The organism is Aminobacter anthyllidis (genome assembly GCF_018555685.1).
Taxonomy (GTDB): Bacteria; Pseudomonadota; Alphaproteobacteria; order Rhizobiales; family Rhizobiaceae; genus Aminobacter; species Aminobacter anthyllidis.
Genome location: NZ_JAFLWW010000004.1, coordinates 206,747 through 232,520 on the forward strand (window position 1 = coordinate 206,747; position 25,774 = coordinate 232,520).

Annotated in this window: 22 protein-coding genes; 4 read left to right on the forward strand and 18 right to left on the reverse strand. The window is 62.8% G+C overall.

From position 1 onward, the window contains the following. Window positions 1-16: 16 nt before the first annotated feature. The 8 genes from pta to tauA form a co-directional block, all read right to left on the reverse strand. Window positions 17-1,015: a phosphate acetyltransferase gene (gene pta, locus J1C56_RS14845; protein WP_214390701.1), complete on the reverse strand. Its 999-nt coding sequence runs from the start codon at window positions 1,013-1,015 to the stop codon at window positions 17-19. After that, complete coding sequence (locus J1C56_RS14850; protein ID WP_214390703.1) at window positions 1,015-2,049, reverse strand: YeiH family protein; 1,035 nt, start codon at window positions 2,047-2,049, stop codon at window positions 1,015-1,017. Before J1C56_RS14850 ends, pta begins: the two co-directional genes overlap by 1 nt. Before the next feature lie 76 nt (window positions 2,050-2,125). Beyond that, window positions 2,126-3,901, reverse strand: coding sequence for a sulfoacetaldehyde acetyltransferase (xsc, locus tag J1C56_RS14855; protein WP_214390705.1), 1,776 nt, complete (start codon window positions 3,899-3,901; stop codon window positions 2,126-2,128). 47 nt (window positions 3,902-3,948) lie between these two features. Then, complete coding sequence (locus J1C56_RS14860) at window positions 3,949-5,349, reverse strand: NAD(P)/FAD-dependent oxidoreductase (protein WP_214390715.1); 1,401 nt, start codon at window positions 5,347-5,349, stop codon at window positions 3,949-3,951. A 23-nt stretch (window positions 5,350-5,372) separates the two neighbouring features. Continuing rightward, window positions 5,373-5,765 carry a nuclear transport factor 2 family protein gene (locus J1C56_RS14865; protein ID WP_214390717.1) on the reverse strand — a complete coding sequence of 131 codons (393 nt, stop codon included), beginning with the start codon at window positions 5,763-5,765 and terminating at the stop codon, window positions 5,373-5,375. Between the two features lie 148 nt (window positions 5,766-5,913). Further along, window positions 5,914-6,741, reverse strand: coding sequence for an ABC transporter permease subunit (locus J1C56_RS14870; protein ID WP_214390719.1), 828 nt, complete (start codon window positions 6,739-6,741; stop codon window positions 5,914-5,916). Beyond that, window positions 6,734-7,546 (reverse strand): taurine ABC transporter ATP-binding protein, encoded by an 813-nt coding sequence (locus J1C56_RS14875; protein WP_214390721.1) that lies wholly within the window; start codon window positions 7,544-7,546, stop codon window positions 6,734-6,736. Before J1C56_RS14875 ends, J1C56_RS14870 begins: the two co-directional genes overlap by 8 nt. Window positions 7,547-7,631: 85 nt before the next feature. Continuing rightward, the gene (gene tauA / locus J1C56_RS14880; RefSeq protein ID WP_214390723.1) at window positions 7,632-8,651 is read right to left on the reverse strand and encodes a taurine ABC transporter substrate-binding protein; all 1,020 of its coding nucleotides are present in this window, start codon (window positions 8,649-8,651) and stop codon (window positions 7,632-7,634) included. A 159-nt stretch (window positions 8,652-8,810) separates the two neighbouring features. On the opposite strand from tauA, the gene pdxR reads away from it, so the two are divergent. Beyond that, window positions 8,811-10,289, forward strand: coding sequence for a MocR-like pyridoxine biosynthesis transcription factor PdxR (pdxR, locus tag J1C56_RS14885; RefSeq protein ID WP_214390725.1), 1,479 nt, complete (start codon window positions 8,811-8,813; stop codon window positions 10,287-10,289). Window positions 10,290-10,646: 357 nt separating this feature from the next. Here the strand turns inward: pdxR and J1C56_RS14890 are convergent, their stop codons facing one another. From J1C56_RS14890 to J1C56_RS14925, 8 genes are all read right to left on the reverse strand, one after another. Beyond that, window positions 10,647-11,882 (reverse strand): phenylacetate--CoA ligase family protein, encoded by a 1,236-nt coding sequence (locus J1C56_RS14890; protein ID WP_338001444.1) that lies wholly within the window; start codon window positions 11,880-11,882, stop codon window positions 10,647-10,649. An 83-nt stretch (window positions 11,883-11,965) separates the two neighbouring features. Continuing rightward, entirely contained in the window at window positions 11,966-12,802 is an 837-nt protein-coding gene (locus tag J1C56_RS14895) for an ABC transporter ATP-binding protein (RefSeq protein WP_214390729.1), read from the reverse strand. 62 nt (window positions 12,803-12,864) lie between these two features. Beyond that, complete coding sequence (locus J1C56_RS14900) at window positions 12,865-14,193, reverse strand: ABC transporter substrate-binding protein (protein WP_214390731.1); 1,329 nt, start codon at window positions 14,191-14,193, stop codon at window positions 12,865-12,867. Window positions 14,194-14,241: 48 nt separating this feature from the next. Next, on the reverse strand, window positions 14,242-15,318 hold the full coding sequence (locus J1C56_RS14905; protein WP_214390733.1) for a branched-chain amino acid ABC transporter permease: 1,077 nt from the start codon (window positions 15,316-15,318) through the stop codon (window positions 14,242-14,244). Between the two features lie 4 nt (window positions 15,319-15,322). Continuing rightward, window positions 15,323-16,297: a branched-chain amino acid ABC transporter permease gene (locus tag J1C56_RS14910; RefSeq protein ID WP_214390735.1), complete on the reverse strand. Its 975-nt coding sequence runs from the start codon at window positions 16,295-16,297 to the stop codon at window positions 15,323-15,325. A gap of 111 nt (window positions 16,298-16,408) precedes the next feature. After that, window positions 16,409-17,188 carry an ABC transporter ATP-binding protein gene (locus J1C56_RS14915; protein ID WP_214390737.1) on the reverse strand — a complete coding sequence of 260 codons (780 nt, stop codon included), beginning with the start codon at window positions 17,186-17,188 and terminating at the stop codon, window positions 16,409-16,411. Then, entirely contained in the window at window positions 17,185-19,164 is a 1,980-nt protein-coding gene (locus tag J1C56_RS14920; RefSeq protein WP_420797394.1) for an AMP-dependent synthetase/ligase, read from the reverse strand. Before J1C56_RS14920 ends, J1C56_RS14915 begins: the two co-directional genes overlap by 4 nt. Before the next feature lie 211 nt (window positions 19,165-19,375). Then, the gene (locus tag J1C56_RS14925; RefSeq protein ID WP_280222453.1) at window positions 19,376-20,050 is read right to left on the reverse strand and encodes a Crp/Fnr family transcriptional regulator; all 675 of its coding nucleotides are present in this window, start codon (window positions 20,048-20,050) and stop codon (window positions 19,376-19,378) included. Window positions 20,051-20,531: 481 nt separating this feature from the next. Between J1C56_RS14925 and J1C56_RS14930 the strand changes: the two genes are divergently transcribed. The 3 genes from J1C56_RS14930 (at window position 20,532) to J1C56_RS14940 (ending at window position 23,539) form a co-directional block, all read left to right on the forward strand. After that, on the forward strand, window positions 20,532-21,224 hold the full coding sequence (locus J1C56_RS14930; protein ID WP_214390739.1) for an antitoxin Xre/MbcA/ParS-like domain-containing protein: 693 nt from the start codon (window positions 20,532-20,534) through the stop codon (window positions 21,222-21,224). A 314-nt stretch (window positions 21,225-21,538) separates the two neighbouring features. Continuing rightward, entirely contained in the window at window positions 21,539-22,618 is a 1,080-nt protein-coding gene (locus J1C56_RS14935; protein WP_214390741.1) for a porin, read from the forward strand. Between the two features lie 156 nt (window positions 22,619-22,774). Next, a complete protein-coding gene (locus tag J1C56_RS14940; RefSeq protein WP_214390744.1) occupies window positions 22,775-23,539 on the forward strand; it encodes an IclR family transcriptional regulator in 765 nt (254 codons plus the stop codon). Window positions 23,540-23,586: 47 nt separating this feature from the next. Here J1C56_RS14940 and J1C56_RS14945 read toward each other — a convergent pair whose 3' ends face one another. Both J1C56_RS14945 and J1C56_RS14950 read right to left on the reverse strand, forming a co-directional pair. Further along, on the reverse strand, window positions 23,587-24,762 hold the full coding sequence (locus J1C56_RS14945) for an aromatic ring-hydroxylating dioxygenase subunit alpha (protein ID WP_214390746.1): 1,176 nt from the start codon (window positions 24,760-24,762) through the stop codon (window positions 23,587-23,589). Window positions 24,763-24,776: 14 nt separating this feature from the next. Next, a complete protein-coding gene (locus J1C56_RS14950; protein WP_214390748.1) occupies window positions 24,777-25,742 on the reverse strand; it encodes a PDR/VanB family oxidoreductase in 966 nt (321 codons plus the stop codon). Window positions 25,743-25,774 lie beyond the last annotated feature (32 nt).

Consider the following 25,774-nt stretch of genomic DNA (forward strand, 5'->3'; position numbering starts at 1 on the left):
GGAGAGGAGTGACGCCTTATCGCGCTTGTGCCTGTACCACCGTCACCGCGATCATGTGAAATGCGTCCTCTGCGGTGCAGCCGCGAGAGAGGTCGTTGGCCGGCTTAGCGAGGCCTTGCAGGATCGGGCCGATGGCATCTGCCCCACCGATGCGCTGGGCGATCTTGTAGCCGATGTTGGCGGCGTCGAGATTGGGAAAGACAAAGACATTGGCTTCGCCGTGCAAGGCCGAGTTGGGCGCCTTGGAGGCGCTGACGGCCTCGACGAAGGCGGTGTCGAACTGCAGTTCGCCGTCGATGACGAGATCGGGGTCGGCGGCGTGTGCCAAGCGTGTCGCCTCGACGACCTTCGAGACGCGTTCATGGGCAGCGCTGCCGTTGGTCGAAAACGATAGCATCGCAACCTTGGCAGCTCCACCCGCCAGCGCCTGGTAGGAGCGAGCTGACATCCGCGCGATGTCGGCCAGGCCGGCGGCATCGGGGTCGACGACAAGGCCACAATCGGCGAAGACGAAGGCTCCCTTCTTGGCGTGGTGCGGTTGGCACAGCATCATCAGGAAGAAGCTCGACACCAGGCCAACGCCGGGTGCACGACCGATCGTCTGAAGCGCAGCGCGAACGGTGTCGGCGGTGGTGGCAACTGCCCCGCCGACCGTGCCGTCGCCCTCGCCCTCGCGCACCATCATGGCGGCAAAGATCAATGGCGAGCGCAGCGCTCCGACCGCCGCTGCCTCATCGACGCCCTTGGCCTTGCGCAGCTCGTGGTAGGCAGCGGCGAGCCGGGAGGCGAGGGGCGAAGCTTGCGGGTCCTCGATACGGAATTCCTGCGGGTCCGCACCAACGTCGGCCAGCCGCCGCTCGATGACGCCGCGATTGCCGACCAGCGTGATTTCGGCGATGCCTTCGCGCCTGGCCCGGACCGCCGCCTCGACGATGCGCGGGTCCTCGCCTTCGGCGAGCACGATGCGCCTGGGTGCCTGTTTCGCGGTCTCGATGATGCGTTCCAGCGGTTTCATCAGGCGTGCCCCAGATAGTAGATGCCAGCGAGAATGAAGAGGCCGATGAAGATGGTCTCGGCGACGATCAGGGCGACAGCGTCGCCGCCGACTTCGAGCACGCGGCGCAGCGACGTCTTCATGCCGACAGCGACGATGCCGGCGAGCAGTGCCCAGCGCGACGCTTCCATGCCGACCTTAGATACTGCTTCGGGAACGAGGCCGAACGAGTTGGCAGCGGCAAGGATGAGGAAGGCGATGACGAAGCCCGGCAGCAGCGGCGGGCGCTTGCCGGTCTCACCTGCCGGCTGGGGAACATTGCGCGTGGCGATGGAGAAGATCAGCACGACCGGTGCGAGCATGGTGACGCGGATCAGCTTGACCAGCGTTGCCGTTTCGCCGGCCTCCGGCGATACCGAAAAGCCGGCGCCGACGACCTGTGCGACATCGTGGATGGTGCCGCCGAAGAAGATGCCGGTGGCTCTAGCATCGAGCCCCATCGTCTGTGCGATGATCGGATAGGCGATCATGGCGAGCGTCGACAGCACTGTCACCGACAGCACGGTGAAGATCAGGTTACGTTCGGCGAACTCGTTCTTGGGCAGCACCGCGGCAATCGCCATGGCAGCGGAAGCGCCGCAAATGGCGACCGATCCACTGGTCAGCAGTGCCAGCCGCCAGCCGCGACCGAGCAGCTTGGCCGCGATCAGGCCAAAGACGATGGTCGCGGCAATGGCAGCGACGAGCAGCAGGATGGTGCCGGCGCCGAGCCCGACAAGCAGGTCGACGCTGATGCGCATGCCGAGCAAAGCGACGCCGATGCGCAGCACCTTCTTGGCGCAGAAGTCGATGCCGGCGACGCAGCGACCTTCCTCCGACAGGAAGTGGAAGGCGATGCCGAGCAGCAGCGCCATCAGCATAGCCGGCGCCCCGTAGTGGTCGGATAGGAACTGGGCGGCAATCGCCACGGCACCGGTGACCGCGAGGCCAGGCCAGTAGGTCTGCACCACCGAAGGCAGGCCATTGAAGCGTTGGGTTGCGGCGGCGGTGTTCATCAATTCATTCCCAGATCACTGAGCATTGCGGTCTGCCCGCCCGGCGGAACCGGGCAGGCGAGGGGGTGTCGCCAGGTCAGGCGAGCTGCTGCGGCCGCATGTCGGAACGCTCGATGCCGGCAACCGGCACCGGCTTCTTCATCGCGTCGCGGCGGAAAGGCTCGCCGAGCTCCTGGTTGAGGATGACCTCAACGAAGGTGGTCACGCCCTTGGTCTGATCCTCGATCGCCTTGTGAAGTGCCGCGGTCAGCGCTGCCGGCGTGTCGGCGACGACGCCTTTCAGCCCGCAGCCATCGGCGATCTTGGCGTAGCTGAGGTTGGGATTGAGCTCGGTACCGACGAAGTTGTTGTCGTACCACAGCGTCGTGTTGCGCTTTTCGGCGCCCCACTGGTAGTTGCGGAAGATCACCATGGTGATCGCCGGCCAGCCTTCGCGGCCGATCGCGCCCATCTCGTTCATCGAGATACCGAAGGCGCCGTCGCCGGCAAAGCCGACCACCGGCACGTCGGGACGGCCGATCTTGGCGCCGACGATCGACGGGAAGCCGTAGCCGCAAGGGCCGAACATGCCCGGTGCGAGATACTTTCGGCCCTGTTCGAAGCTTGGATAGGCGTTGCCGATGGCGCAGTTGTTGCCAATGTCGGTGGAGATGATCGCTTCCTTGGGCAGGGCTGCCTGGATGGCGCGCCAGGCCTGGCGCGGCGACATGCGGTCTGCTTCGCGCAGACGGGCTGTAGCGTTCCACTCGGTGCCGACGTCGTCATCCTCGTGGTCCATCGACGACAGCTGCTGCAGCCAGGCCGAGCGGGTCTGGTGGATCGCCGCCTTGCGCTGCTCGCGACCCTCATTGCCGGCTGACGGGGTCAGCTGCTCGAGGATTTGGCGGGCGACCTGCTTGGCATCACCGCAGATGCCGACTGATACCTTCTTGGTCAGGCCGATGCGGTCGGCATTGATGTCGACCTGGATGATCGAAGCGTTCTTGGGCCAGTAGTCGATGCCGTAGCCGGGCAGGGTCGAGAACGGGTTGAGGCGGGTGCCGAGCGCCAGCACAACGTCTGCCTTGGCGATCAGCTCCATCGCTGCCTTCGAGCCGTTGTAGCCGAGCGGGCCCGCGGCAAGACGATGGCTGCCGGGGAAGGCGTCATTGTGCTGGTAGCCGCAGCAGACCGGCGCGTCGAGGCGTTCGGCCAGCGCCATCGAATCCGCGATGGCTTCGCCGATGACGACGCCGGCACCGTTGAGGATGACCGGGAATTTCGCCTCGGAAAGCAACTTCGCTGCCTGGGCGATGGCCTGCTGCCCGCCCGATGGCCGCTCGAGCCTGACGATGCTCGGCAGGTCGACGTCGATGACGTGGGTCCAGTAGTCGCGCGGGATGTTGATCTGCGCCGGCGCGCAGCCACGCCAGGCCTTCTCGATCACCCGATTGAGCACTTCGGGAATGCGCGAGGGGTCGCGCACCTCTTCCTGGTAGCAGACCATCTCCTCGAACATTGCCATCTGGTCGACCTCCTGGAAGCCGCCCTGGCCGATGGTTTTGTTGGATGCCTGCGGGGTCACCATCAGCATCGGCGTGTGGTTCCAGTAGGCGGTCTTCATCGCGGTGATGAAGCCGGTGACGCCGGGACCGTTCTGGCCGATGGCCATCGCCATGGTGCCGGTGGCTCGGCTGAAGCCGTCGCACATCATGCCGGCATTGGTCTCATGGGCGCAGTCCCAGAATTTGATGCCGGCCTTGGGGAACAGGTCCGACACCGGCATCATGGCCGAGCCAATGATGCCGAAGGCATGTTCGATGCCGTGCATCTGGAGGACTTTGACGAATGCTTCTTCGGTGGTCATCTTCATTTCATGGTTCCTTTCGATGGGGCAGGTCTGGTCTGGCCTTGGGAGGGCTAGAGGATTTCGTCCTTGAGGTAATACCAGCGGTACATTCCCCACTGTCCAAGCCGCCGGAACGGTGTCAGCAAACCGTGGCTCGGCAGCGGGGAGGTGAAGATCGGCAGGTCGAGTTCGCCGCCCTTGCCGGCGACCATTTGGGCCATGCGGCGGCCGGCCTGGGCAGAGTACATGACGCCGTTGCCGCCATAACCCATGGCGTAGAACAGCTGCTGTTTCGGGTCCGGGCGGAAGACGCGCGGCATCATGTCGTGACTGACATCGACCCAGCCCCACCAGGAATAATCGACCTCGATGCCGCGCAGGATCGGGAACTTGCGGTAGAGCCCTTCGAGCAGGCGATCGAGGTGCTTTGGATTGATCGCGTCGCGCCCGGTAATGGCGCTGCGGCTGCCGATCTGTATACGGCCGTCCGGCAACATCCGGTAATAGTGGCGCAGCGTCCGCGTGTCGGTCAGCGGAATGTGTGTCCGGAAGTTCAGCTCCTGCCGTTCGCCTGATGTCAGCGGCCGGGTGACGATAGAGTTGGACAGGATCGGCATCAGCCGGTGCCGGGTCACGTCGTGCAGGCCGGGCGAAGTGTAGCCGGCGGTGGCGATGCAAACGGCCCGGGCGCGGACCACACCGCCCGGCGTGCGCAGATGGTGGACGCCACCCTTGAGTTCGCTGCCGAGCACGGGGCTCGACGTGTGCACCTTGGCGCCGAGCTTGCGGGCCAACCTGAGATAACCAAAGGCGAGCTTGGCGGCATGGATGCCCATGCCGTCGGGTTCATACATCGCGCCCTTGGCTTCGGCATCGCGGACAAAGTCGCTGTGGACTTCGTCACGGCCGATCATGCGGGCGCGGTAGCCGAACACCTCGTTGAGCAGGCGCGTTTCCTTCTCCAGCGCCGGCAGCACCTTGTCGCGATGGGCGATGTAGAGATGGCCGCCGTCCTGTGGATCGCAGTCGATCTCTGGCGAACGGATCAGGTCGCGAAACAGGTCGAAGGCTTCGGCGATCTCGACATGCATTTTCTTGGCGACATCGACGCCCCAGCGCTCGATCCACTGGGAACGCTTGAGGCGTCCTGCGGAAATCTGCGCCTGGCCGCCATTGCGCGTGCTGCAACCCCAGGCGACGCCATTGGCTTCGAGCACTGTCGCCTTGATGCCGTGCTCCTTGGCCAGATGAATGGCGCAGGACAGGCCTGTGTAGCCCGAGCCGATGATTGCGATATCGACGTCGATGTCTTGTGTGACAGGACCGTCGTCCTCCGGCTGTGGGCCGGCAGTGGCGATCCAGTAGGTTGGCGCATAGTCCTTGCCAGCGCCCGGATTGGCCGCATGAACCGGATCGTAGGCCGGATCGAAGGGCTTTCTGGTTGCGGTGGGCCGTGTGAGCTGATGTTCCATCTGCCGATCCTTTCGACCCGTGCTCAGCCTCTGGCCGGCGCCGGGATCAGCGGCCGGTTCTTGCGGAATGCCTGCTTGCGCACGAGCTTGCCGCCGCTGAGCGTGAACAGGTCGCAGCCTTCCGCCTCGACGCGGCTGCCGTCGGCGTTGGTGCCCGAGAAGGTCCATTCGGACACAGCGCGGTCGCCATGGACGAAGTGGCTGTGATGGGCCCAGTGCGCGTCGGGCATCGCCTTCCAGACACCACTGAAGGCAGAGGCGATGGCTTCGGCGCCTTCGAAGCGGGTGCCGAAGACTTCGGATCCGGCAACGCCGTTGAAGACGCAGTCCTCGGCGAAGAAGCGCATGACGCCTTCGATGTCGTGCCGGTTAAAGGCGTCGAACAGGTTGGCAAGGTCGTCGGCGGTGAGCGCCATGTCGTGATCCTCGTGTCTTTCATGGCGATGCCGAGCAGGCATGGCTTCGCCGTGGCCGGACAAGCCGGCAAACTGGTTCTGGTCTGTTGGTCGTTGCAGGTCTGAGATCAGCCGGGCGGTGAAGTCGCCAGGTGCGCGAGCCTTGCCATCAGATCTTGCCCTTCCAGGGGATCAGCGCCTTCTCCAGGTAACGGAGCATCAGGTCGAAGGCGAAGGCGAAGATCCCGATCACGATGATGCCCATGATAACGGTGTCGCTGGCGAGGTATTCGGCGGCGTTGAGCACCATGAAGCCGAGACCCCTGTGGGCGGCGACCATTTCAGCCGCGACGAGCGTGGTCCAGCCAACGCCGATGCCGATGCGCATGCCGGTGAATATCTCGGGCAGGGCTGCCTTGAGGATCACCTGGGAAATGACCTGGGCGCGGGTGGCGCCCATGGCGTAGGCGGCGTGGATCTGTTCGGTCGAGACCGAGCGGACACCCGCCCGGGCGGCGATCGCCATCGGTGCGAAGATTGCGAGATAGATCAGGAACACCTTTGGGAATTCACCGATGCCGAGCCAGATGATGATCAGTGGCAGGTAGGCGAGCGGCGGCAGCGGCCGGTAGAATTCGATGATCGGGTCGAAGAGGCCGCGCACCACGCGGTTGACGCCCATCAGGATGCCGATCGGCACGGCAGTCAACAACGCCAGGAAGAAGGCGCCGAGCACGCGGCCGAGGCTTGCCAGCGTATGCTGCACAAGCGTCGAATTGGAGACGCCTTCGGTCATGGCGATGACGAACTTGTCCCAGACGGCGAGCGGCGAGGGCAGGAACAGTGGCTTGACCCAGCCCATCTCGGTGATCAGCAGCCACAGGCCGAACAGCACCAGCGCCGTGATCAGGCTGATATGCCCGCTCATGCCGTCGCCTGGCGCACCGTAGATCTTGCCGGGGCGAACGGACTTGGCTCGGGAGAGGCGCTCAAGCATGGAGAAGTTCCGGGTTGCCGGACTGGCGCTCGTCGCCATAGATGATGCCAAGGATTTGCTCGCGCATGTCGATGAAATCGCGGCTGGATTTGATTGCACGTGCGTTGCCCTCCTCGAGGAAGCGCCGATTGAAATCGAGCTCATAGGTGTGGGTGATGCGGCCCGGACGCGGCGACATGACGATCAGCCGGGAGCCGAGGAACAGCGCCTCTTCGACGCTGTGGGTGATGAAGAAGAACATCTTGTTGGTGAGCTGCCACACTTTGAGCAGCAACTCCTGGATGGTTTCGCGGGTCAGCGCATCAAGTGCTGCCATCGGCTCGTCCATCAAAAGCATGGCCGGATCGCAGGTCAGCGCCCGGGCGATGCCGACGCGCTGCTGCATGCCACCGGAGAGGTGGTAGATCATGTGGCGGTGAAAATCCTGCAGGCCGACAAGGGCCAGGTTCTTGGTCGCCAGCTCACGCCGGGTCGCCTTGTCGACGCCGCGCAGCTTGAGCCCGAATTCGGTGTTGTCGATGACGTTGAGCCAGGGCAGCAGGGCGTGCTTCTGGAAGACGACGCCGCGGTCTGCGCCGGGTCCGACGACCTGCCGGCCACCAAGCGTGATGTCGCCGTCTGTCGGCGTCATGAAGCCGGCCATCAGGTTGAGCAGCGTGGTCTTACCACAGCCGGAGGCACCGAGTGCGACGACGAAGTCACCGCTTTTGACCTCGAGGTTCACGCCCTTGAGCGCGATCACTGCCTGGTCGGAGTAGAGGCCTGGATAGGTCAGGCTGACATTGCTGACGTTGAGGGTTTCCATCGCGTCGAGCCTTTCGAAGAAAATGCAATCGAGGGTGGAGGAGGGTGCCGCCGGCGCAGCGAAGCGTCCGGCGGCTCGCCCGGTGTTACTTGGACGCGTCCTTGGCGTAGCTACTGTTGACGAACGGCGCGTAGTCGTCGAGCGCTTTGTCGATCTGCTTCTGTGCGACGAGGAACTTGGCGCTTTCGTTCAGCGCCTTGATGGCGCCGCCGCCCAGCCAGGTGTCCGAGGCCTGTTCCTCGGCGTTGGGGAAAGACAGCAGGTTGAGCGCTTCGACAGCACCAGCGCCGTCGCCGCCGATCAGCTTGACGATACCCTGCACCTGCGGCGAGTCCGCCGTCCAGGCAGCCTTGTTCTTGTTGTAGTCGGCATAGGAGTCGGCCAGTACCTTGGTAAAGGCCGCCATGAACTTCGGGTTCTCCGTTGCCCATTTCTTGTCGGCCACAAGCCCATCGAAGGTCGGCACCGACGCGGCACCGATGACTTCGGAGTCAGCGATTGTCTTGCCGTTCTTGAGCAGTTCGGTGAGTGCCGGCGGCCAAACATAGGCGGCGTCGATGTCGCCGCGCTGCCAGGCTGCGATGATCTGCGGTGGCTTCATGTTGAGGATGTTGACCTCGCGCGGATCGACCTTCCACACCTGCTCAAGACCGACGAGAAGGTGGAAGTGCGATGTCGAGACAAACGGAACGCCGACATTCTTGCCCTTGAGGTCTTCCGGCTTTTCGATGCCCGAGCCGTTGCGTACGACGAGCGCTTCCGACTTGCCGATATTGTCGAGGATCCAGAACAGTTCAAGTTCGACGCCGCGGGTGGCGGCGGCGGTGGTGCCAGTCGAGCCGATGACGCCAATCGGCACGTTGCCTGAGGCGAGGGCGGTGGAGATGTCACCGCCAGAGCTGAACTGGCGCCAGTCGATGGTGTAGCCGGCCTCCTTGGCGGCTGCGTCGAAGCGGCCGTCGGCGATCGCTGTGACGAACGGACCTACAATCTGCTGGTAGCCGACCACGACTGTCGTTTCGGCGTAGGCGAGACAGGAAGTGAAGACGCCGGCCGCGACGGTTGCGGCACTGGCCAAATGTTTGAAATGCTTAAAGTGTATCATCGTTACCCTCTTGTTTTGTTAGCCACCGGTTGTTCCGGGAACTTGCCGGCTTTGATGCCGGTCTTGGTTCTGACTAACAGGGTTAAATGAGACACGCCGATTGCCTTATATCCAGATTGGAAGTTGAATGAATCCAGATTTAACGCGAGTGGGGAGACCATGGCTCAGGCGACCGTCTCGGAAACGATCTTCTTCCTTGACCGGACGAGTCGCATCGGTCTGCAGGCGCAGATCCGCGAAACGGTCGTCTCCGCCGTGTTGTCTGGTCGGTTGCAGCCGGGTGCTCAACTGCCCTCGACACGCAAGCTTGCGGAATATCTGAACATTTCGCGCATCACCGTGACGCTTGCCTATCAAGAATTGGCGTCACAGGGTTATGTCGAAACGGCCAGCCGAAGCTCGTATCGTGTTGCCGGCAATCCGCCGACAAGCGGGCTTGAAGCGGCGACATCCGATACCGGCGCCGACGAGATCGATTGGTCGTCGAAGCTGTGCAAGAGCTTCATCGTCGCCAAACAGATGCGCAAACCGCTCGACTGGCGGCGCTATCCCTATCCGTTCCTCTATGGCCAGATGGACCCGTCGCTGTTCGATCTTGGGGCCTGGCGCGACTGTGCCCGGCGCGCGCTGGCGCGCGAGGATTTTGAGCTCATGGCCGGCGATTTTGCCGCCGCAGACGATGTGCAACTGGTCAACTACATCTGCTCCAGGACGCTGCCCAGCCGCGGCATCCGTGCGACGCCGGACGAGATCCTGGTGACAGTGGGGGCGCAGAACGCGCTCTGGATCGTCACCCAGCTGCTGCTGCGGCAGGGTGCGCATGCGGTGTGCGAAAACCCCTGCCACCCTGACATGAGCGCGTCGCTGAAGCTGAGTGGTGCCGATGTCACGGCCATCGACGTCGACAAGGAAGGTCTGCCACCGGCGGCGCTGCCAGGTAAAGTCGACGCGGTTTTCGTCACGCCCAGCCACCATTCGCCGACCGGTGCCACCATGCCCGTCGAACGCCGTGCCGCACTCCTGGCCGCCGCCGCCGCCGAGGACTTCATCATAGTCGAGGACGACTACGAGTTCGAGATGAGCTTCCTGGCGCCGCCGTCGCCGGCGCTCAAGTCATTCGACCGCACCGGTCGGGTGTTTTACATAGGCAGCTTTTCCAAGTCCCTGTTTCCCGGCCTGCGGTTGGGCTATCTCGTGGCACCGGCGCCCGTCATCCGCGAGGCACGGGCGTTGCGGGCACTGATGCTGCGCCACCCGCCCGGCCATCTGCAGCGCACGGCAGCCTACTTCCTGGCGCTCGGCCATCACGATGCGGTGCTGCATCGCATGCGCAGCGAGTATCACAAGCGCCACATCGTCATGGCCGAGGCATTGCAGCACGAAGGCTTCATTATCGCTGGTTCATCAGCCTTTGGCGGCACCTCGTTCTGGGTCGCGGGACCCGAGGGGTTGGACGCCGATCTCTTGATGAACGAACTCAGGCAGGATGGGGTGCTGATCGAATCCGGCTCGCCCTTCTTTCCTGATGCGGACGGTCCGTGCCGGTTCTTCCGCATGGGCTATTCATCCATCCCGCGCGCTAACATCGCCGAGGGCGTGTCGCGGACGGCTGCCCGCATGAAATGGCTGCTCGCATGAGGTCACCACTCTGAGAACGCCCCCCGTCGTGACACCGGCTGCCAGGACGTTGTCACGTCTGAACAGGACAGTAAGGGCTCGGCACCGAGTCGGCGCGATAAGTACACTCTGCGACGGCTGTCCAGAGGTGGTACAGCGAGCTGCCGGGAATCGCCCGCGACATGGGTGGCCTTCGAGGTCGAAGCAATCTCACCAAGTGCCGAGGGGCGTGTCCGACAGGTAACTTTCGAACAGCGCGCTCGCGACTTCGTCAGCACCGATGCCGCCTGCATTGCCGACCGGCCGCCAGGATGCGTCGTCCTCAGGCTGAGAGACTGCCACTGTTGAGCTAAGCTCTCCCGATGGCTGTTTGTCGAGTTATGCGACCAGCCGCTCGTCGGCGATGACCTTCCCGTCATTGGGTAGGCTGCCGGGAGCAACGATCTCGACAGTTCCTCGCATTCTGGTCGCGGCCTGGAGTGCGGCCTCGAGCTCCGCCTGCAGTCCATCTCCCGACGTCGCGGCCTCGGCCTTGAGCAACATCACATCCTGCTCGGCCTCGCGGCTGACGACGAGGCGGAGGCGGCCCAGCATAGGAAATTTTCGACCGATCGCGGCGATCTGGGCCGGGTCAACGAACATGCCCTTGACCTTGGTGCGCTGGTCGGCGCGGCCCATCCAACCGGCGAGCCGCATGTTGGTGCGGCCGCAGGCGCTGGGGCCGGGCAGCACACGCGACAGATCGCCGGTGCCGAAACGTAGCAGTGGATAGTCGGCGGTGAGGCGGGTAACGACAACTTCGCCAACCTCGCCATCGGCAGCGGCCTCGTCGGTGCCCGGGCGCACGATCTCGACGATCAGCCCCTCGTTGACCACAAGACCCGAGCGCGCCGAAGTCTCATAGGCGGCGACACCAAGTTCGGCGCTGGCATAAGCCTGATAGGCATCGATGCCGGCGCCGGCGATCTCCTGCTGCAGCGAGGCCGGGAACGCGGCACCAGAAACCACGGCGTGGCGGAAGGGGCTGGCGGTGCCAGTGGCGGCCATGCGGTCGATCAATATCTTCAGGAAGTCCGGCGTGCCGATGTATCCGGTCGGCTTGAGCACCCCGATCGCCTCGACCTGCTGGTCGGTATTGCCGACGCCGGCCGGGATGACCGCACAGCCAAGCGCATGTGCCCCCGACTCCATCATGTGCCCGCCCGGCGTCAGATGATAGCTGAAGGCGTTATGGACGATGTCTTCCTTGCGCATGCCGGATGCGAACAGGGCACGCGCGGAACCCCACCAGTCGTCGCCGCGGCCTTCGGGATCGAAGATCGGCCCAGGTGAGACGAGCAGGCGCTTCAGCGTGCCAGGCTTGACGGGCGACAGGCCGGCGAAGGGCGGATTCTTGGCCTGGAGTGCCAAGAGATCACCCTTGCGGATGACCGGGACCCGCTGCAGCGCAGCGCGGTCTACGAGGGTATCTGTGGCAACGCCCTCGAGCTGTTGCCGCAGTGCTGCGGCACCGGCCTGCGCCTCATTGAGGAGCGAACGCAGCCTGGCAAAAAGTGCCGTCTCGCGGGAGGCCGGATCCTGGATTTCTCCGGCATCGTAATGTGCGTTCGTCACCATGGTTCACCTAGATTCTTGACAATGAGGCTCACGTGCTCGGCGGGTGTGACCGCGCCCGGCATGCCTGCGAATGACGCACTTCACGCCAGCCAGCGCTTGCGCCGCTTGTAGCTCTTGACCTCGCGGAACGACTTGCGGCCCTCGCCACCGATGCCGAGGTAGAATTCCTTGACGTCCTCGTTGTCGCGCAGGGACGCAGCATCGCCATCCATGACGATGCGGCCGGTCTCCATGATGTAGCCGTAGGTGGCGTATTTCAGCGCCATGTTGGTGTTCTGCTCGGCCACCAGGAATGACACGCCCTGCTTGCTGTTCAGGTCCTTCACGATCTCAAAAATCTCGTCGACGACCTGCGGTGCCAGCCCCATCGATGGCTCGTCGAGCAGGATCATCTTGGGCCGGCTCATCATGGCGCGGCCAATGGCGCACATCTGCTGCTCGCCGCCCGAGGTATAGCCGGCCATCGACGAGCGCCGCTGCCTCAGCCGGGGGAAGTAGTCGTAGATCATCTCGAGGTCGGCGCGGATGGCGCGGTTGCCGTCGCGCCGCGTGAAGGCGCCGGTGAGCAGGTTCTCCTCAATGCTGAGATGGCCGAAGCAGTGGCGCCCTTCCATCACCTGGATGCAGCCGCGCCGCACCAGTTCGTTCGGGCTGAGGCGGTCGACGCGGTCGCCGTTGAACTCGATCGAGCCTTTGGTCACCTCGCCGCGCTCGGCATGCAGAAGGTTCGAGATCGCCTTCAGCGTTGTCGTCTTGCCGGCGCCATTGGCACCGAGGATAGCGACGATGCCACCCTGGGGCACTGCGAGCGATACGCCCTTGAGGACGAGGATGACGTGATCGTAGATCACCTCGATGTTGTTTACCGTCAGCATCGGCCGGGCCGGTTCGACCGCTTTGGAAGCATGTTCAGACATCAGCAAGCTCCGGGGCATCGTCCCTTCCCCATCAGGGGAAGGGACTGGGTTCAGGGTCAGCCTCAGGAGGCGTCGCAGGCCTCGGAACGGGCCGGCCACGGCGCGTTCTTTTCAGCATAGGCCTTGGCGTCGGCATCGAGCAGCGGACCGACCTTGTCGCTCAGTGGAGCGATATAGTCGGACACCTTCTCGTAGGTGGTGCCGTTCCAGCTCTGGACGAAGGTCGAGAAGTGACCGTTGTGGTCGGCGCAGGAGAGCTTGACCGCGCTGGTGAAGCCTTCGAGGCCGATTTCCTTGAGCCGTGCCTCGTCGATGTTGAGGCCTTCCAGTCCGCGGCGGACGTCCTCGCCGGTGACGACCTTGTTGCCGGTGATTTCCTGGGCCTTGCGGATCGCCTCGGCAATAAGCATCGAGTTGTAGATGCCGCGGTTGTAGAGGACCTGGCCGACCTTGTCCTTGCCCGATACCTGGCTCTTGCCGGCATCGACGACGTGCTTCTGGATGTCGGCTAGAAGCGGGAAGTCCGCGCCCACGGCATGCCAGTTCAGCGTCTTGAAGCCCTTGGCGCCATCGCCGGCACCCTTGGCGTCATCCTCGCTCGGCCACCAGATCGAGATGAACTTCTCCATCGGGTAGTTGGTCTTCACCGCTTCCTTGACGGCGGTGGCGTTCAGGGCGCCCCAGCCATAGAGGATCATGTAGTCAGGCTTGTCGCGCCGTACGCTCAGCCACTGCGACGACTGGTTCTGCATGTCGGCGGCGGCAACCGGATACAACTTGGCTTCAAAGCCGAGTTCTTTCGACAGCTGTTCGATCAGCGGCAGCGGCTCGCGGCCGAAGCTGGCGTCGAGATAGATGTAGCCGATCTTCTTGCCTTTGAGCTTCTCGACGCCACCGCCTTCCTGGGTGGCGATGTATTGCAGGATCTGGGTGAAGCCGTCCCAGTAGGTCGCCGGCGGGTTGAAGATCCAGGGGAAGGTGTCGCCCTTGGCCGATGCCGAAAGGCCGTAGGCCATCGACAATACGGGGATCTTGTCCACGGCCGCCTTGGGGATCAGCGGCAAGGTTATGCCGGTCGACCACGGATTGACGATCACCGGCTTCTTGGGTTTCACCGACTCGTAGCATTCGAGGCCCTTCTTGGTGTCGTAGCCGGTCTCGCATTCCTCGACGATCAGCTTGACGCCGCCGATGCCGCCGTCGCGCTCGTTGAGAAGCGTCAGGTAGTCATGCATGCCGTTGGCGATAGGTGTGCCGGAGCCGGCAAACGGGCCGGTGCGGTAGGTGAACAGCGGCACGTAGATCGAGTCCTCGGCCTGCGCATCATGGACGGCCGGCAAGGTCAGCGATGCTGCTGCAGAAAGTGCGTACAACCAGTTCTTGAGCGACATTTCGTTCTCCTCCCTTACTTCTGTGCATTTCCGTCTTGTGGGCAGCCCCTAGTAAGGGAAGGGCCACACACGAAGCTTCTGCTTGGCGATCTGCCAGAGCCGCGCGAGGCCGTGCGGTTCGACGATCAGGAAAAAGATGATGAGCCCGCCGACGATCAGATACGTCAGGTGCTCCACTGTTGCGGCGGCAATCGGCAGGCCAAGCGCTTCGGGCAACATGCGGATGACGATCGGCAGGATGTGGATCAGCGCGGCGCCGAAGAAGCTGCCGATCATCGAGCCCAGGCCGCCGATGATGACCATGAACAGAAGCAGGAACGACAGCTTGATGTCGAAGGCCGACGGTTCCGCGGCACCAAGCCACAAGAAGACCATCAGCGCGCCCGAAACCCCGCAGTAGAAGGACGAAACCGCGAAGGCCAGAAGCTTTGCCGGCAACAGGCGGATGCCCATCAACTGCGCTGCGATGTCCATGTCGCGCACCGCCATCCAGGTGCGGCCGATCCTGCCATGGACGATGTTCGAGGCAAGCAGCGTCATGACAACGACGATGGCGAGCACCACCAGGTAGCGCGTGACAGGCGTGGCAGAGGGGCCGGTGATGGCGATGCCGAACAGCGTACGTGCTGGCACTTCGATGGCTCCCGACGGATTGTCGTTGTAGAGCCAGCTGATGCGCACGAAGCACCACTGCAGGAAGAACTGCGCGGCAAGCGTTGCGACAGCGAGGTAGAAACCCTTGATGCGCAGCGACGGCAGGCCAAACAGCACGCCGACACCTGCGGCGAAGAAGCCCGAGCAGAGGATCCAGACCAGGATGTTGACGCCTGGAAAGATCGTCGAGAGCTTGTAGGCCGAATAGGCGCCGACACCCATGAAGGCGGCCGAGCCGAGGGAGAGCAGCCCGGTGTAGCCGACCAGGATGTTGATCCCGATCGCGCCGAGCGACAGGATCAGGAACGGAACCATCACCGACGCGAGCAGAAATTCGTTGCCGAACAACGGCACGACGACGAAGGCGACGAGCAGGATAATGGCCAGGCCGATCCTATCCTGCAGGATCGGGAACACCGCCTGGTCGGCCGCGTAGCTTTGCTTGAACTGGCCCGTCTCGCGATAGAACATGGTGTCAGATCCGCTCGATTATCTTGTCGCCGAACAGGCCCTGCGGCCGGTACAGCAGGAACAGCAGGGCAATGGCGTAGGCAAACCAGCTCTCGATGCCGCCGCCGAGCAGCGGGCCCCAGTAGAACTCGCCGAGCTTCTCGCCGATGCCGATGATCAGCCCGCCAACGATGGCGCCAGGCACCGAGGTGAGGCCGCCGAGCACCAGCACCGGCAGTGCCTTCAGCGCCACGATCTCGAGCGCGAAGGAGACGTCGGAGCGGGCGCCCCACATGATGCCGGTCACCAGCGCGACCAGGCCTGCGGCGAACCACACGATCACCCAGATCTGGTTGAGCGAAATGCCAACCGAAAGAGCTGCCTTATGGCTGTCGGCCACTGCACGCAAAGCCCGGCCAATGCGGGTCTTCTGGAAGAACAAAGCGAGCCCGGCGATCATCACCGAGGCGATGACAGCTGCGGCGATGTCGATCTTCTGGAAGCTGACCATGCCGCCGAGCATCTCGACATCGACCGAACCGCTCGGCAGAAACAGTTCGCTGGCGATCATCTGCTTGGGATCGCCGCCAAACACCATCTCGCCAAAGCCGATCAGCATATAGGTGATGCCGAACGTCGCCATGAACAGGATGATGTCGGGCTGGTTGACCAGCGGCCGCAGCACGACGCGTTCGATCAGCATGGCCAGCACGAACATCACGCCCGCGGTCAATATCAGCGCGACGAAGGCAGCCGTGTGTCCGGAAAACCCGTAGGCCGAGAATTTCTCGTAGAAACCGACGAGGGTGAGTGCCGAAAACACCACCATGATGCCCTGGGCGAAGTTGAACACGCCCGACGCCTTGAAGATGAGCACGAAGCCAAGTGCGATCAGCGCGTAGAGCACGCCCGATACCAGCCCCTCCCAAAGGGTCTGGACCAGCAGGTCGGGCATCTGCGCCATCTGCACGAAGGGGTCGATGAAGATGTTGTACAGCATCTGTTCCCCCTCAGCCGATCCAGCAGGCGGCACGCGCCTGCCGGCAAGTTGTGCTGACTGTGCGTCTCGTGTTCATGCGGAATTTCTCTCCTGCACCAGACACCGTCATGGCTAATGCCCCACGCCAAGATAGGCTTCGATGACCTTGGGGTCGGCCTTGACCACCTCGGGCGTGCCGTCGGCGATCTTGTGCCCGTATTCGAGAACCACCACGCGGTCGGACAGGTCCATCACCACGCCCATGTCGTGCTCGATAAGGGCGATGGTGGTGCCGAAATGCTTGTTGAGGTCGAGGATGTAGCGGCACATATCCTCCTTTTCTTCGATGTTCATGCCGGCCATCGGCTCGTCGAGGAGGAGAAGTTCCGGCTCCATCGCGAGCGCGCGGCCAAGCTCGACGCGCTTCTGCAGGCCGTAGGGCAGCTTGCCGACCGGCGTCTTGCGGATCGACTCGATCTGCAGGAAGTCGATGATGTCTTCGACCACGCGCCGGTGCTCGATCTCCTCGCGCATCGCCGGCCCGTAACGCAGCATCTGCCAGAAGAGCCCGCGGTGCATCTTCAGCGTGCGGCCGACCATGATGTTGTCGAGCGTTGTCATGCCGCGAAACAGCGCGACGTTCTGGAAAGTGCGGGCAATGCCTTGGCTCGCGGCCTGGTAGGGCCGCATGCGCGGACGGGTCTTGCCCTTGTAGGTGATGCGGCCGTGCTGTGGATGGTAAAAGCCGTTGACCACATTCAGCATCGAGGTCTTGCCGGCGCCGTTGGGACCGATGATGGCGCGGATCTCACCCTTGCGGATGTCGAATGAGACGTCGGTGATGGCCTTGACCCCGCCGAACGACAAGGACACGCCATCGACCGAAAGCAAAGTTTCCGATGCGGCGTTCATGCGGCGGCTCCAAGCTTCGCAGGTGCTGCAACCTTGGCATCGGCGATGCGCACGCGCGCCGAGATGACGCCCTTGCGGCCATCTTCGAAGGTCACCTCTGTCGAGATGTCGGCGGCTTCAGTGCCGTTGTAGAGCGCGTCGATCAACGGCTTGTAGCGTTCGGCGATGAAGCTGCGACGGACCTTTTGCGTGCGCGTCATCTCGCCATCATCGGCGTCGAGTTCCTTGTGCAGGATCAGGAAACGCTTGATCTGCGCCGCAGCCATACGCGGCTCGGCGGCGAGCGCCCGGTTCACCTCGGCGACATGCCCGGTGAACATTTCATAGACCTCGGGACGCTGCGCCAGTTCCTGGTAGGAGCCGTAGGCGATGTTCTTGCGTTCCGCCCAGTTGCCGACGGCCGTCAGGTCGATATTGAGCATGACGGTGGCGAAGTCGCGGTCCTGCCCGAAGGCCACGGCCTCCTTGATGTTGGGAAAGAACTTCAGCTTGTTTTCGATGTATTTTGGCGCGAACAGCGCGCCCGAGCTCAGCTTGCCGACGTCCTTGGCGCGGTCGATGATGGTCAGGTGGCCGTCGGGATCGAAGAAACCGGCATCGCCAGTCTTCACATAACCGTCCGCCGTGACCGTTTCGGCCGTCCGTTCAGCATCCTTGTAGTAGCCGGCGAACTGGCCCGGCGAGCGATAGAGCACCTCTCCATCGTCCGCAATGCGGATGTCGACATTGGGCGTCGCCGGTCCCACCGTGCCGGCGCGGATCTGCCCGTCCGGCTGAGCCGTGACATAGAGGAAGGCTTCGGTCTGGCCGTAGAGCTGTTTCAGGTTGAGCCCGAGCGAGCGGTAAAAGGAAAACAGATCCGGCCCTATGGCTTCGCCCGCGGTGTAGGCGACGCGAATGCGGGAGAAGCCAAGCACGTTCTTGAGCGGCGCATAGACCAGCAGATTTCCGATCGCGTAGCCAATGCGGGCGCCAATCGGGACCTTCTTGCCGTCGAGGATCTTTTCGCCCCAGCGCTTCGCAACGCCGATGAAGTAGTTGAACATGCCACGCTTGAGTGCGCCGGCATCTTCCATGCGGATGGTGATCCGGGTCAGCAGCGTCTCGAACACGCGTGGCGGCGCGAAGTAGAAGCTCGGGCCGATCTCCTGGGTGTCCGCTTCCGCCGTTTCCCTGCTTTCGGGGCAGGCGATGCAAAAACCCGCGACCAGCGATTGGGCATAATTGAGATAGTGATCGCCGACCCAGGCAAGGGGCAGGTAGGCGAGCACTTCGTCGCGGTCGGTCAGCTTGTCGAAGGCGACAGTGTCGCGCGCGGCGGCGATCGAGCCGCCAGCGGTCAGCAGGACGCCCTTGGAACGGCCTGTCGTGCCCGAGGTGTAGAGGATGATCGAGATGTCGCTGGCTTGGCCATTGTCCCGGGCGGCATCGATGGTGGCGGCAACCCCAGGATCGGCCGCCAGCCGGTCGCGCCCCTTTGCGATGACATCGTTGATCGCGTGGAGCCGGCTGTGGTCGTAGTCGCGCAGTCCGCGCGGCTCGTCGTAAATCACAGTACGCAGCTTTGGCACGCGATCCTGGACCGAGATCAGCTTATCGACCTGCTCCTGATCCTGCACCGCTGCAAAAGCGACGTCGGCATGGTCGAGCACATAGGCCATCTCATCGGCAACCGCGTCGGCGTAAACAGGCACGGGGATGGCGCCCAGCCACTGTGCGGCGAGAATGGTCCAGTACATTGCCGGCCGGTTTTCGCCGATGACGGCGATTGTCGCGCCGCGCTCGAGCCCCAGCTGCTGCAACCCGGCAGCGTAGGCGCGGATCGTCTCGGTCAGCTCGCTCCAGTTCCACGTCCGCCAGATGCCGAGGTCCTTGTGGCGCATCGCCGGGCGGCCCGGCCGCACCAGTGCATGCTCACACAACAGCTTGGCAAACGTATCGCGTTCGCGCGTCTCGCTCGCTTGTGCCAAAGGCACGCCTCCCGTTCGTTCCCTCGTAGGTCGCCGGGTGTTCCCGGTCGTTGGATGGAAGCTCGCAACCTTGGCAGGCTTTTTCAAGGGCTGGCTTGACAGACAGGGCGCCAATGTTCAGTCTTGGCTACCGGCCTTGTATGCCTGCGCTGGAAAAATCCTCATAACATATTGAATTTATTGACTTCAGGTGTCGGGCATTCGTGTGCAAGACGCGCTACTCGCCGTAGCCGCGCAGCTTTTCCAGATCCAGGATCGTCACGCCGCCGCTTTCGTTGCGGATCAATCCGGCCTTTTCCAGTTCCTGCAGGATTCGGTTGGCGACAGGCCGCGACACGCCGGCCAGCAGACCGATCTCCTCCTGGCTGATGTCGATGTGTGAACCAACGAAGGGACTAATTACCGGGTTGAACAACGAGGCCAGGCTGCGTGCCACCTTGCCGGTCGAATCGAGCGTTCGATCATGCTCGACCTGGGCGATGAATTGCCCAAGCCGCTCATTGATGAGCCGCACCAGCAGCCGGTCGAAGGCGACGCTGTTTTCGAACAGCCAGAAAAATGTTGAGCGGTTGAGCAGCGCCACCTGCGTGCGGCGCAGGGCAAGGACGTCATACTGGCGCGGCTCGCCCTTGAGCAGCGACCCCTCGCCAAACCAGCAGCTCGGCGGCAGCCCGGCATAGGTCACGGCCTTGCCCGAGGTGGTGATCGAACCCAGCCGCAGCAGTCCGCTGACCACGCCGATCCAGTTGTCGATGCGATCGCCGCGATGGATGAAATAGGTCCCCGGCTCAAGCATGCGCAGCATGATGCCGCGACGCGCACGCTCACGCTCATCCTCCGGCAGTTCCCGCGCCCAGAATACCGACGCCAGAAATTGCTCCGAGCTTATCACGCGCGCTCCCACTCTTCATGACGGAGTTGTGCGTACCATGTCTTTGGGGCGCTCGCCATGCCGCGGGACTTGCCCGTCAATGTCCCACACAGGCTTGTCGGTCATGCCTTTTGGGAATGTTAGCGGCTGCTCAAGGAATGGCAGGGACATCGTCCGGATCGACTATGCCAACAGTGCAGAAGTCATTGTAGGCATGATCCGCTACGGCATCGATTGGACAAAGGTGCCTGGCCGATCAGCCCGACCGCGGAGGAGCCCCAAGGGGAGCGGATCGTGGCGCAGATCGCATCGAGGGGAGGGTATCGATGAAAGCTGTCTTGCATTCGCGTGGCCGACAAACAGGCCCGACGCCTCGTACCATTGGCATTGACCGGCGTTGAGCCGGCTTCTCGTCGATTGGCGGTGCCAGCTTCGCGGAAATCAACAAGCGCTCCGCGATCGGATCTCCAGCTTGATGCTCTCATGCATTGGCAAGGATTGAATGGAAATGGTTGAAGACATTCATGCGCATGGAATAAATCTTGTTAACAAATACACTGAGTTCTTCTTCAGTGAATTGAAGAATATGTTCACGGTTGAAGCTGAAAGTACTGGGTGGCCGGCACAGCAGCCAAGATCGACCGGCGCTGTGACCCGAGCCCCAGCGGCGCAGCCACCGAGCAGCATTTCTGCTGAGCTGCCTGATCTTGCCTCGCAATTTATCCGTGCCCTCGCTGTCGAGGCCTCCCGCCAGTGCCTAGCGAATGAGGGCGGGGATCCCGGAATGCTGGCGCAGCCTTCGGTCCTTGCGATGTCGCCGGCCCAACCCCGTGGCGGGGATCTCGACTCCATGACCATCGAAGAGTGGGCAGGCCGGGTCGCGGGCGCCACCTATCTGGAAGAGAATCTGCGCATACCGCGCTCCACCCTGCATCGGTGGTTTCGTTGCAACGAGGTCATCGCGTTGCGAAAGGGGCGGCAACGTCACGTATTCCCCCTGGCGCAGTTCGTCGACGGAAGGCCTGCGTCGGGCATTCGCGAAGTGCTGGCGCACATCACGCATCCGCGGCAGGCCTGGCATTGGATGATACACCCCTCGCCGATGCTCAACGGTCGGACCCCGATCGAATTGCTCAAGCAGGATCTGGTCGACGACGTCGTTTCCGCCGCGAAAGAGCATTCACTAGCGTCATAAGTTTCGAGCGCCTGCCTGCCGGATCGAAGTGGTGTCCGTTCTTTATGTATAAATGACGTTCCATTTGTGCCGTTTGTGTTTGTTGTTTCATTTGTACAGTATTGTTGTTGTTTTAATATCACTAGTCGTTTAGATTCATCGAATTTTTGACGAAGTGTTGAATTTGGTTGTTTATCAATCAATCCAGTTGTGGATATTCAAACTCACCGGAAACGCCATATCACAAAATGTTTCTGGCAGATCGGCACTGAATGTACTTTCAATATAAGAAAGTACTCTGTGTCATTTGAATCAATTCTACTGGAGGTTGGATAATGAATATCAAGAGCGTTCTTCTTGGCTCTGCTGCGGCCCTGCTCGCCGTCTCTGGCGCCCGTGCGGCCGACGCTGTCGTCGTCGCCGAGCCGGAGCCGATGGAATATGTCCGCATCTGCGACGTATACGGCGCGGGCTTCTACTACATCCCCGGCACCGAGACCTGCCTCAAGGTAGGCGGCCTGGTTCGCTACCAGATCGATTGGGCTGACTCCGACAATGGCTGGAAGAAGTACTCGGCGGCCCGCCTCAAGCTCGATGCCCGTTCTGAGACCGAATACGGCACGTTCCGCCGCTACATCGAACTGCATTGGCAGAACAATGGCGGCGAGTTCGGTACCACCTCGACCACGCCGAGGCCGTACACCGACACGACTGACATGTGGATCCGCTATGCGTACTTCGAGGTTGGTGGCCTGATGATCGGCCGCAACGACACGCTGTTCGACGGCGGCGTCGACGGCGAGTTCGACAAGGGTGGCGGCAACTTCATCAACCAGATCCGTTACACCTTCGACGCCGGCAACGGCATCGCCGTGTCGGTCGGCCTGGAAGAGGAAGACAACAACTTCGACTACGTGCCGCTCGTCACCGGCAAGGTGTCGATTGCCCAGGGCTGGGGTTCGGTCAACCTGTACGCCGCCTATGATGACCGCTTCTCCGAGTTCGCTCTGAAGGGCATCGTCAATGTCAAGGCAACCGATGCCCTGACGCTGCAGGCAATCGCGACCTATGAGTCGGGTGCGACCTGGCTCGGCCTGCTTGGCCCGTACTCGGGCTACGACTGGTCGATCGGCGGCTACGTGAAGTACCAGGTCAACGCAAGCCTGTCGGTCGGTGCCGGCGGCCAGTACTTCGGTGACCGTCACGTTGGCAACTTCGCCACCGGCCAGACCGTCGACCTGAACGCCAACGACTGGGCCATCGGCGCGGTTATCGACTACAAGATCGTCGAGAACCTGAACGCCAAGCTGGCCCTCAACTATAACGACGGCGACAGCTACAAGGACAATCCGCTTACCGCCGTTAAGGAAGACGGCTCGTTCTCGGGCTTCCTGCGTCTCGACGCTTCGTTCTGATCTGCTGAACTGATCTTGGCAAACCCGGCTTCCAGTCGCCGGGTTTGTCTTTTTCCGGCGCTGTCGCTGGGAATTTTCGGGACGACTGTCTCGAATTTCGTGAATACTTCTTGCTATGCGTGACATATAACAGGCCAAGCGCAGCGGAAGAACAGCATGAGACGGTCGAACCAGGACAATGACGACGAGCAAGGATCCTCGTCAACGGTAAAAAGCGTCGAGGTCGCGGTCCAGATTCTCGATGCGCTGGCCGACGCGCCGGGTCCGGTGCGCGTGACCGAGCTAGCTCGCTCGCTCGACATGACCAAAGCGAGGGTATCGCGGCATTTGCAGACGTTGACCCGGCTTGGCCTTGTCGACCATGCCCGCGAGGGCGAAGGCTACGTCTTCGGCCGCAAGCTGTTCAAGTTCGGCCGAGCCGCAGTCTACCGCAGCAATGTCGTCGAGATTGCGCGACCCTATCTCAATGAGCTTTGCGCCCAGACCGGCCATACCGCTTTGCTGACAACGCCGATCAAGGGCGGCGCGATGGTCGTGCACGCGGTGCCCAACCCGTTCGAGCCGGGTATCATGGTGCAGCCTGGCATGGTGCTGAGCTTGCCGGGATCGCCGGCAGCCCGGCTGTTTTATTATTTCGAAAACAAGAAGCCGGTGCCGCCGCGGGTGGTGGAGAACCTGTCGGCCTATGGCGTCGATTTCGAAACCGACACGCGCGGCAACGGGCTTGGCGGCATCGCCGCGCCGATCTTCGAGGCCGACGGCCAGATCTGTGCCTCGTTGGGTGTCATCCTGTCTTCTTCGCTGCTCGTTCCCGAGCCGGACGTCCAGTTGCTCTCGACCGTGAGGTCGGTCGCCAGCGAAATCCAGAGGCGTTACGCCGACGGTGTCAACCCGCCGCTGATGCCACGGCAATCAAGCTGATCACGATGTTGCCGGCGCGCAGGTAAACCTCCGAGCCGGCAGCTCGATCACGCCCTGGGTACGACGCGCGATCCGGCCTCGAGCTCGACCAGCGCCTTGGCCCGTTCGAAGACGACGCCAATCGGATCCTTGCCATTGGCGACCGCGTCGACCTGCTGGCGCAGGACACGGCGCAGCATGCCGATGCCCTGGTCGGTCGAGGTCAGGTTTTCTTCCGAGTGGTAGGTGATCGGCCCCTGGCCGACTTGCGCCTCGTAGTCGCCCGGCAGCTTCTGGTGCTCCTGCTCCGACAATTCGTGCCAGAGCTTGCCGGCATACTTCGAACGGATCTTGGCCAGCGTGCCGGCTTCGCTGACGCGGCCGACCGAATAGATGCGAAACGACGTGTCGTCCATCGGCAGGACCCAACCTAGCAGGCTACACGGACCGTCGACGGTTGCGACGGGACTTGCCACCGCGCGCACGGTCGGCAGAACGGCCTCGGTGATGCGCTGGTGCTCGCCGGCTTCTAGGTCGCGCAGCTGCAGGCTGGAGACGCCGCGCGGCGTGTAGTGGAACGTCACGCGCGGCATCAGGCTCATCTTGGAATTGAACTGGTCGCCGCTGAAGGAACCGTGCAGGATCGGCACGTGGAAGGGATCAAGCACGTTTTCATAGTGCTGGAGCCAGTTGCAATCGACGATGACAGGCCCGCCGCTGCCGATGCTGCTGTCGTCGGTTTCGAGAAACTGGCCGGCTTCGAGCTTCTCCAGCACGTCATAGCTCGGCAGCACTGGCTTGCGGTCGAGAGGGCCCATATACGCAAAGATCAGGCCGTACTTCTCCTCGACCGGGTAATGCGGCTGGCGGACTTGGCCGCGCGTCTTTGCGCCCATTTCAGGCTCGCAGGGCTGCTCCAGGCAGTTGCCTTCGGTGTCGAACAGCCAGCCGTGATAGCAGCAGCGAATACCAGTTTCCTCGACCCGTCCGTAATAGAGCGATGCGCCGCGATGGGCGCAACGTGGGTGCACAAGACCGGGTCGACCGGTACCGTCGCGAAACAGGATGAGCTCTTCGCCCAGCGCCATGATTTTTCGCGGTGCGGCCGTGGCGTCTTCCGACAGGCCGACTGGGTGCCAGTAGCGGCGAAGCATCTCGCCCATCGGTGTTCCGCGCCTGACTTCGGTCAACTCGGCGAAGTATGTCGGTTTCGGCAAGGTGTAGGCCGATCCGTCTTTGGTCATTGCAGGTTCCTCCCCTAGCGGTCGAGCCGCAGCAGCGCTGTCGTGGCGCGTGAACAGCAGATCATCATCGTGTTTCCCGCCGCGCGCTCGGTGTCGCTGAGCACCTTGTCGCGATGGTCGGGCACACCCTCCAGAACGCGGGTTTCACAGGTACCGCAGACTCCGTTGCGGCACGACGAGGGGGCGTGCACCCCGGCCTGTTCGAGCGCGTCGAGAATTGTCTGGTCAGCACCAATCTGGATGGAGAGCCCCGACTTGTTAAGGACGACCGTGAAGCCGCCATCGTCGGCGGCTGGTACGCTCGGCGTGAAAGATTCCGAATGCACCGTCGAGGGATCCCGGGACGAAGCGGCGTCCAGGAACGCATCCAGCATCGGCGCGGGACCGCAACAATACAGCTGGGCCTCCGGCGCTGCCTGAGCGACGATCCTGGCGATATCGAGCAGGCCATCGTTTTCGCTGTCGACATGAATGCGGACATTGTCGCCGAGCATGGAAAGTTCGTCGAAAAGCGCGCATTCGGCCCGTGAGCGCACTGCATAGTGCAGTGTCCAGCCGGCCCGGGCCTCGTGCAACTGTCGCGCCATGGCGAGCAGGGGCGTGATGCCGATGCCGCCGGCGATCAGGATCGAAGCGGCTTTGGTGTCCGCAAGCGCGAAGGTCGAGCGCGGCCGCGAGATCCTGATGCGATCGCCTGGCCGGGCGCTTGCATGCAGCCAGCGCGAACCGCCGCGCGTTGCCCGGTCGAGTGCGACGGCGATGCGGTAGTATGAAGCATCCGGCGCGCCGATCAGTGAATATTGCCGCACCAGCCCATCGGGCAGATGGACATCGATATGGGCGCCAGCTTCGAAGGAAGGCAGAGGCGCGCCATTGAGGTGCCTTAGGTCGTACGAAAGGACCGTGGGCGTTTCGTAGGAAATCCGACGCACGATCACCTCGATCGTCGCGTCGGTTGTCTGCTGGTGACCGTCGTTCATGTCAGCGGCCATCCCAAAGCCGTATCAAGGAA

What these genes read in the sequence shown, in the direction of transcription:
- pta (WP_214390701.1), bottom strand. Translation starts at nt 1,015, where the DNA reads ATGAAACCGCTGGAACGCATCATCGAGACCGCGAAACAGGCACCCAGG.
- J1C56_RS14850 (WP_214390703.1), bottom strand. Translation starts at nt 2,049, where the DNA reads ATGAACACCGCCGCCGCAACCCAACGCTTCAATGGCCTGCCTTCGGTG.
- xsc (WP_214390705.1), bottom strand. Translation starts at nt 3,901, where the DNA reads ATGAAGATGACCACCGAAGAAGCATTCGTCAAAGTCCTCCAGATGCAC.
- J1C56_RS14860 (WP_214390715.1), bottom strand. Translation starts at nt 5,349, where the DNA reads ATGGAACATCAGCTCACACGGCCCACCGCAACCAGAAAGCCCTTCGAT.
- J1C56_RS14865 (WP_214390717.1), bottom strand. Translation starts at nt 5,765, where the DNA reads ATGGCGCTCACCGCCGACGACCTTGCCAACCTGTTCGACGCCTTTAAC.
- J1C56_RS14870 (WP_214390719.1), bottom strand. Translation starts at nt 6,741, where the DNA reads ATGCTTGAGCGCCTCTCCCGAGCCAAGTCCGTTCGCCCCGGCAAGATC.
- J1C56_RS14875 (WP_214390721.1), bottom strand. Translation starts at nt 7,546, where the DNA reads ATGGAAACCCTCAACGTCAGCAATGTCAGCCTGACCTATCCAGGCCTC.
- tauA (WP_214390723.1), bottom strand. Translation starts at nt 8,651, where the DNA reads ATGATACACTTTAAGCATTTCAAACATTTGGCCAGTGCCGCAACCGTC.
- pdxR (WP_214390725.1), top strand. Translation starts at nt 8,811, where the DNA reads ATGGCTCAGGCGACCGTCTCGGAAACGATCTTCTTCCTTGACCGGACG.
- J1C56_RS14895 (WP_214390729.1), bottom strand. Translation starts at nt 12,802, where the DNA reads ATGTCTGAACATGCTTCCAAAGCGGTCGAACCGGCCCGGCCGATGCTG.
- J1C56_RS14900 (WP_214390731.1), bottom strand. Translation starts at nt 14,193, where the DNA reads ATGTCGCTCAAGAACTGGTTGTACGCACTTTCTGCAGCAGCATCGCTG.
- J1C56_RS14905 (WP_214390733.1), bottom strand. Translation starts at nt 15,318, where the DNA reads ATGTTCTATCGCGAGACGGGCCAGTTCAAGCAAAGCTACGCGGCCGAC.
- J1C56_RS14910 (WP_214390735.1), bottom strand. Translation starts at nt 16,297, where the DNA reads ATGCTGTACAACATCTTCATCGACCCCTTCGTGCAGATGGCGCAGATG.
- J1C56_RS14915 (WP_214390737.1), bottom strand. Translation starts at nt 17,188, where the DNA reads ATGAACGCCGCATCGGAAACTTTGCTTTCGGTCGATGGCGTGTCCTTG.
- J1C56_RS14930 (WP_214390739.1), top strand. Translation starts at nt 20,532, where the DNA reads ATGGAAATGGTTGAAGACATTCATGCGCATGGAATAAATCTTGTTAAC.
- J1C56_RS14935 (WP_214390741.1), top strand. Translation starts at nt 21,539, where the DNA reads ATGAATATCAAGAGCGTTCTTCTTGGCTCTGCTGCGGCCCTGCTCGCC.
- J1C56_RS14940 (WP_214390744.1), top strand. Translation starts at nt 22,775, where the DNA reads ATGAGACGGTCGAACCAGGACAATGACGACGAGCAAGGATCCTCGTCA.
- J1C56_RS14945 (WP_214390746.1), bottom strand. Translation starts at nt 24,762, where the DNA reads ATGACCAAAGACGGATCGGCCTACACCTTGCCGAAACCGACATACTTC.
- J1C56_RS14950 (WP_214390748.1), bottom strand. Translation starts at nt 25,742, where the DNA reads ATGAACGACGGTCACCAGCAGACAACCGACGCGACGATCGAGGTGATC.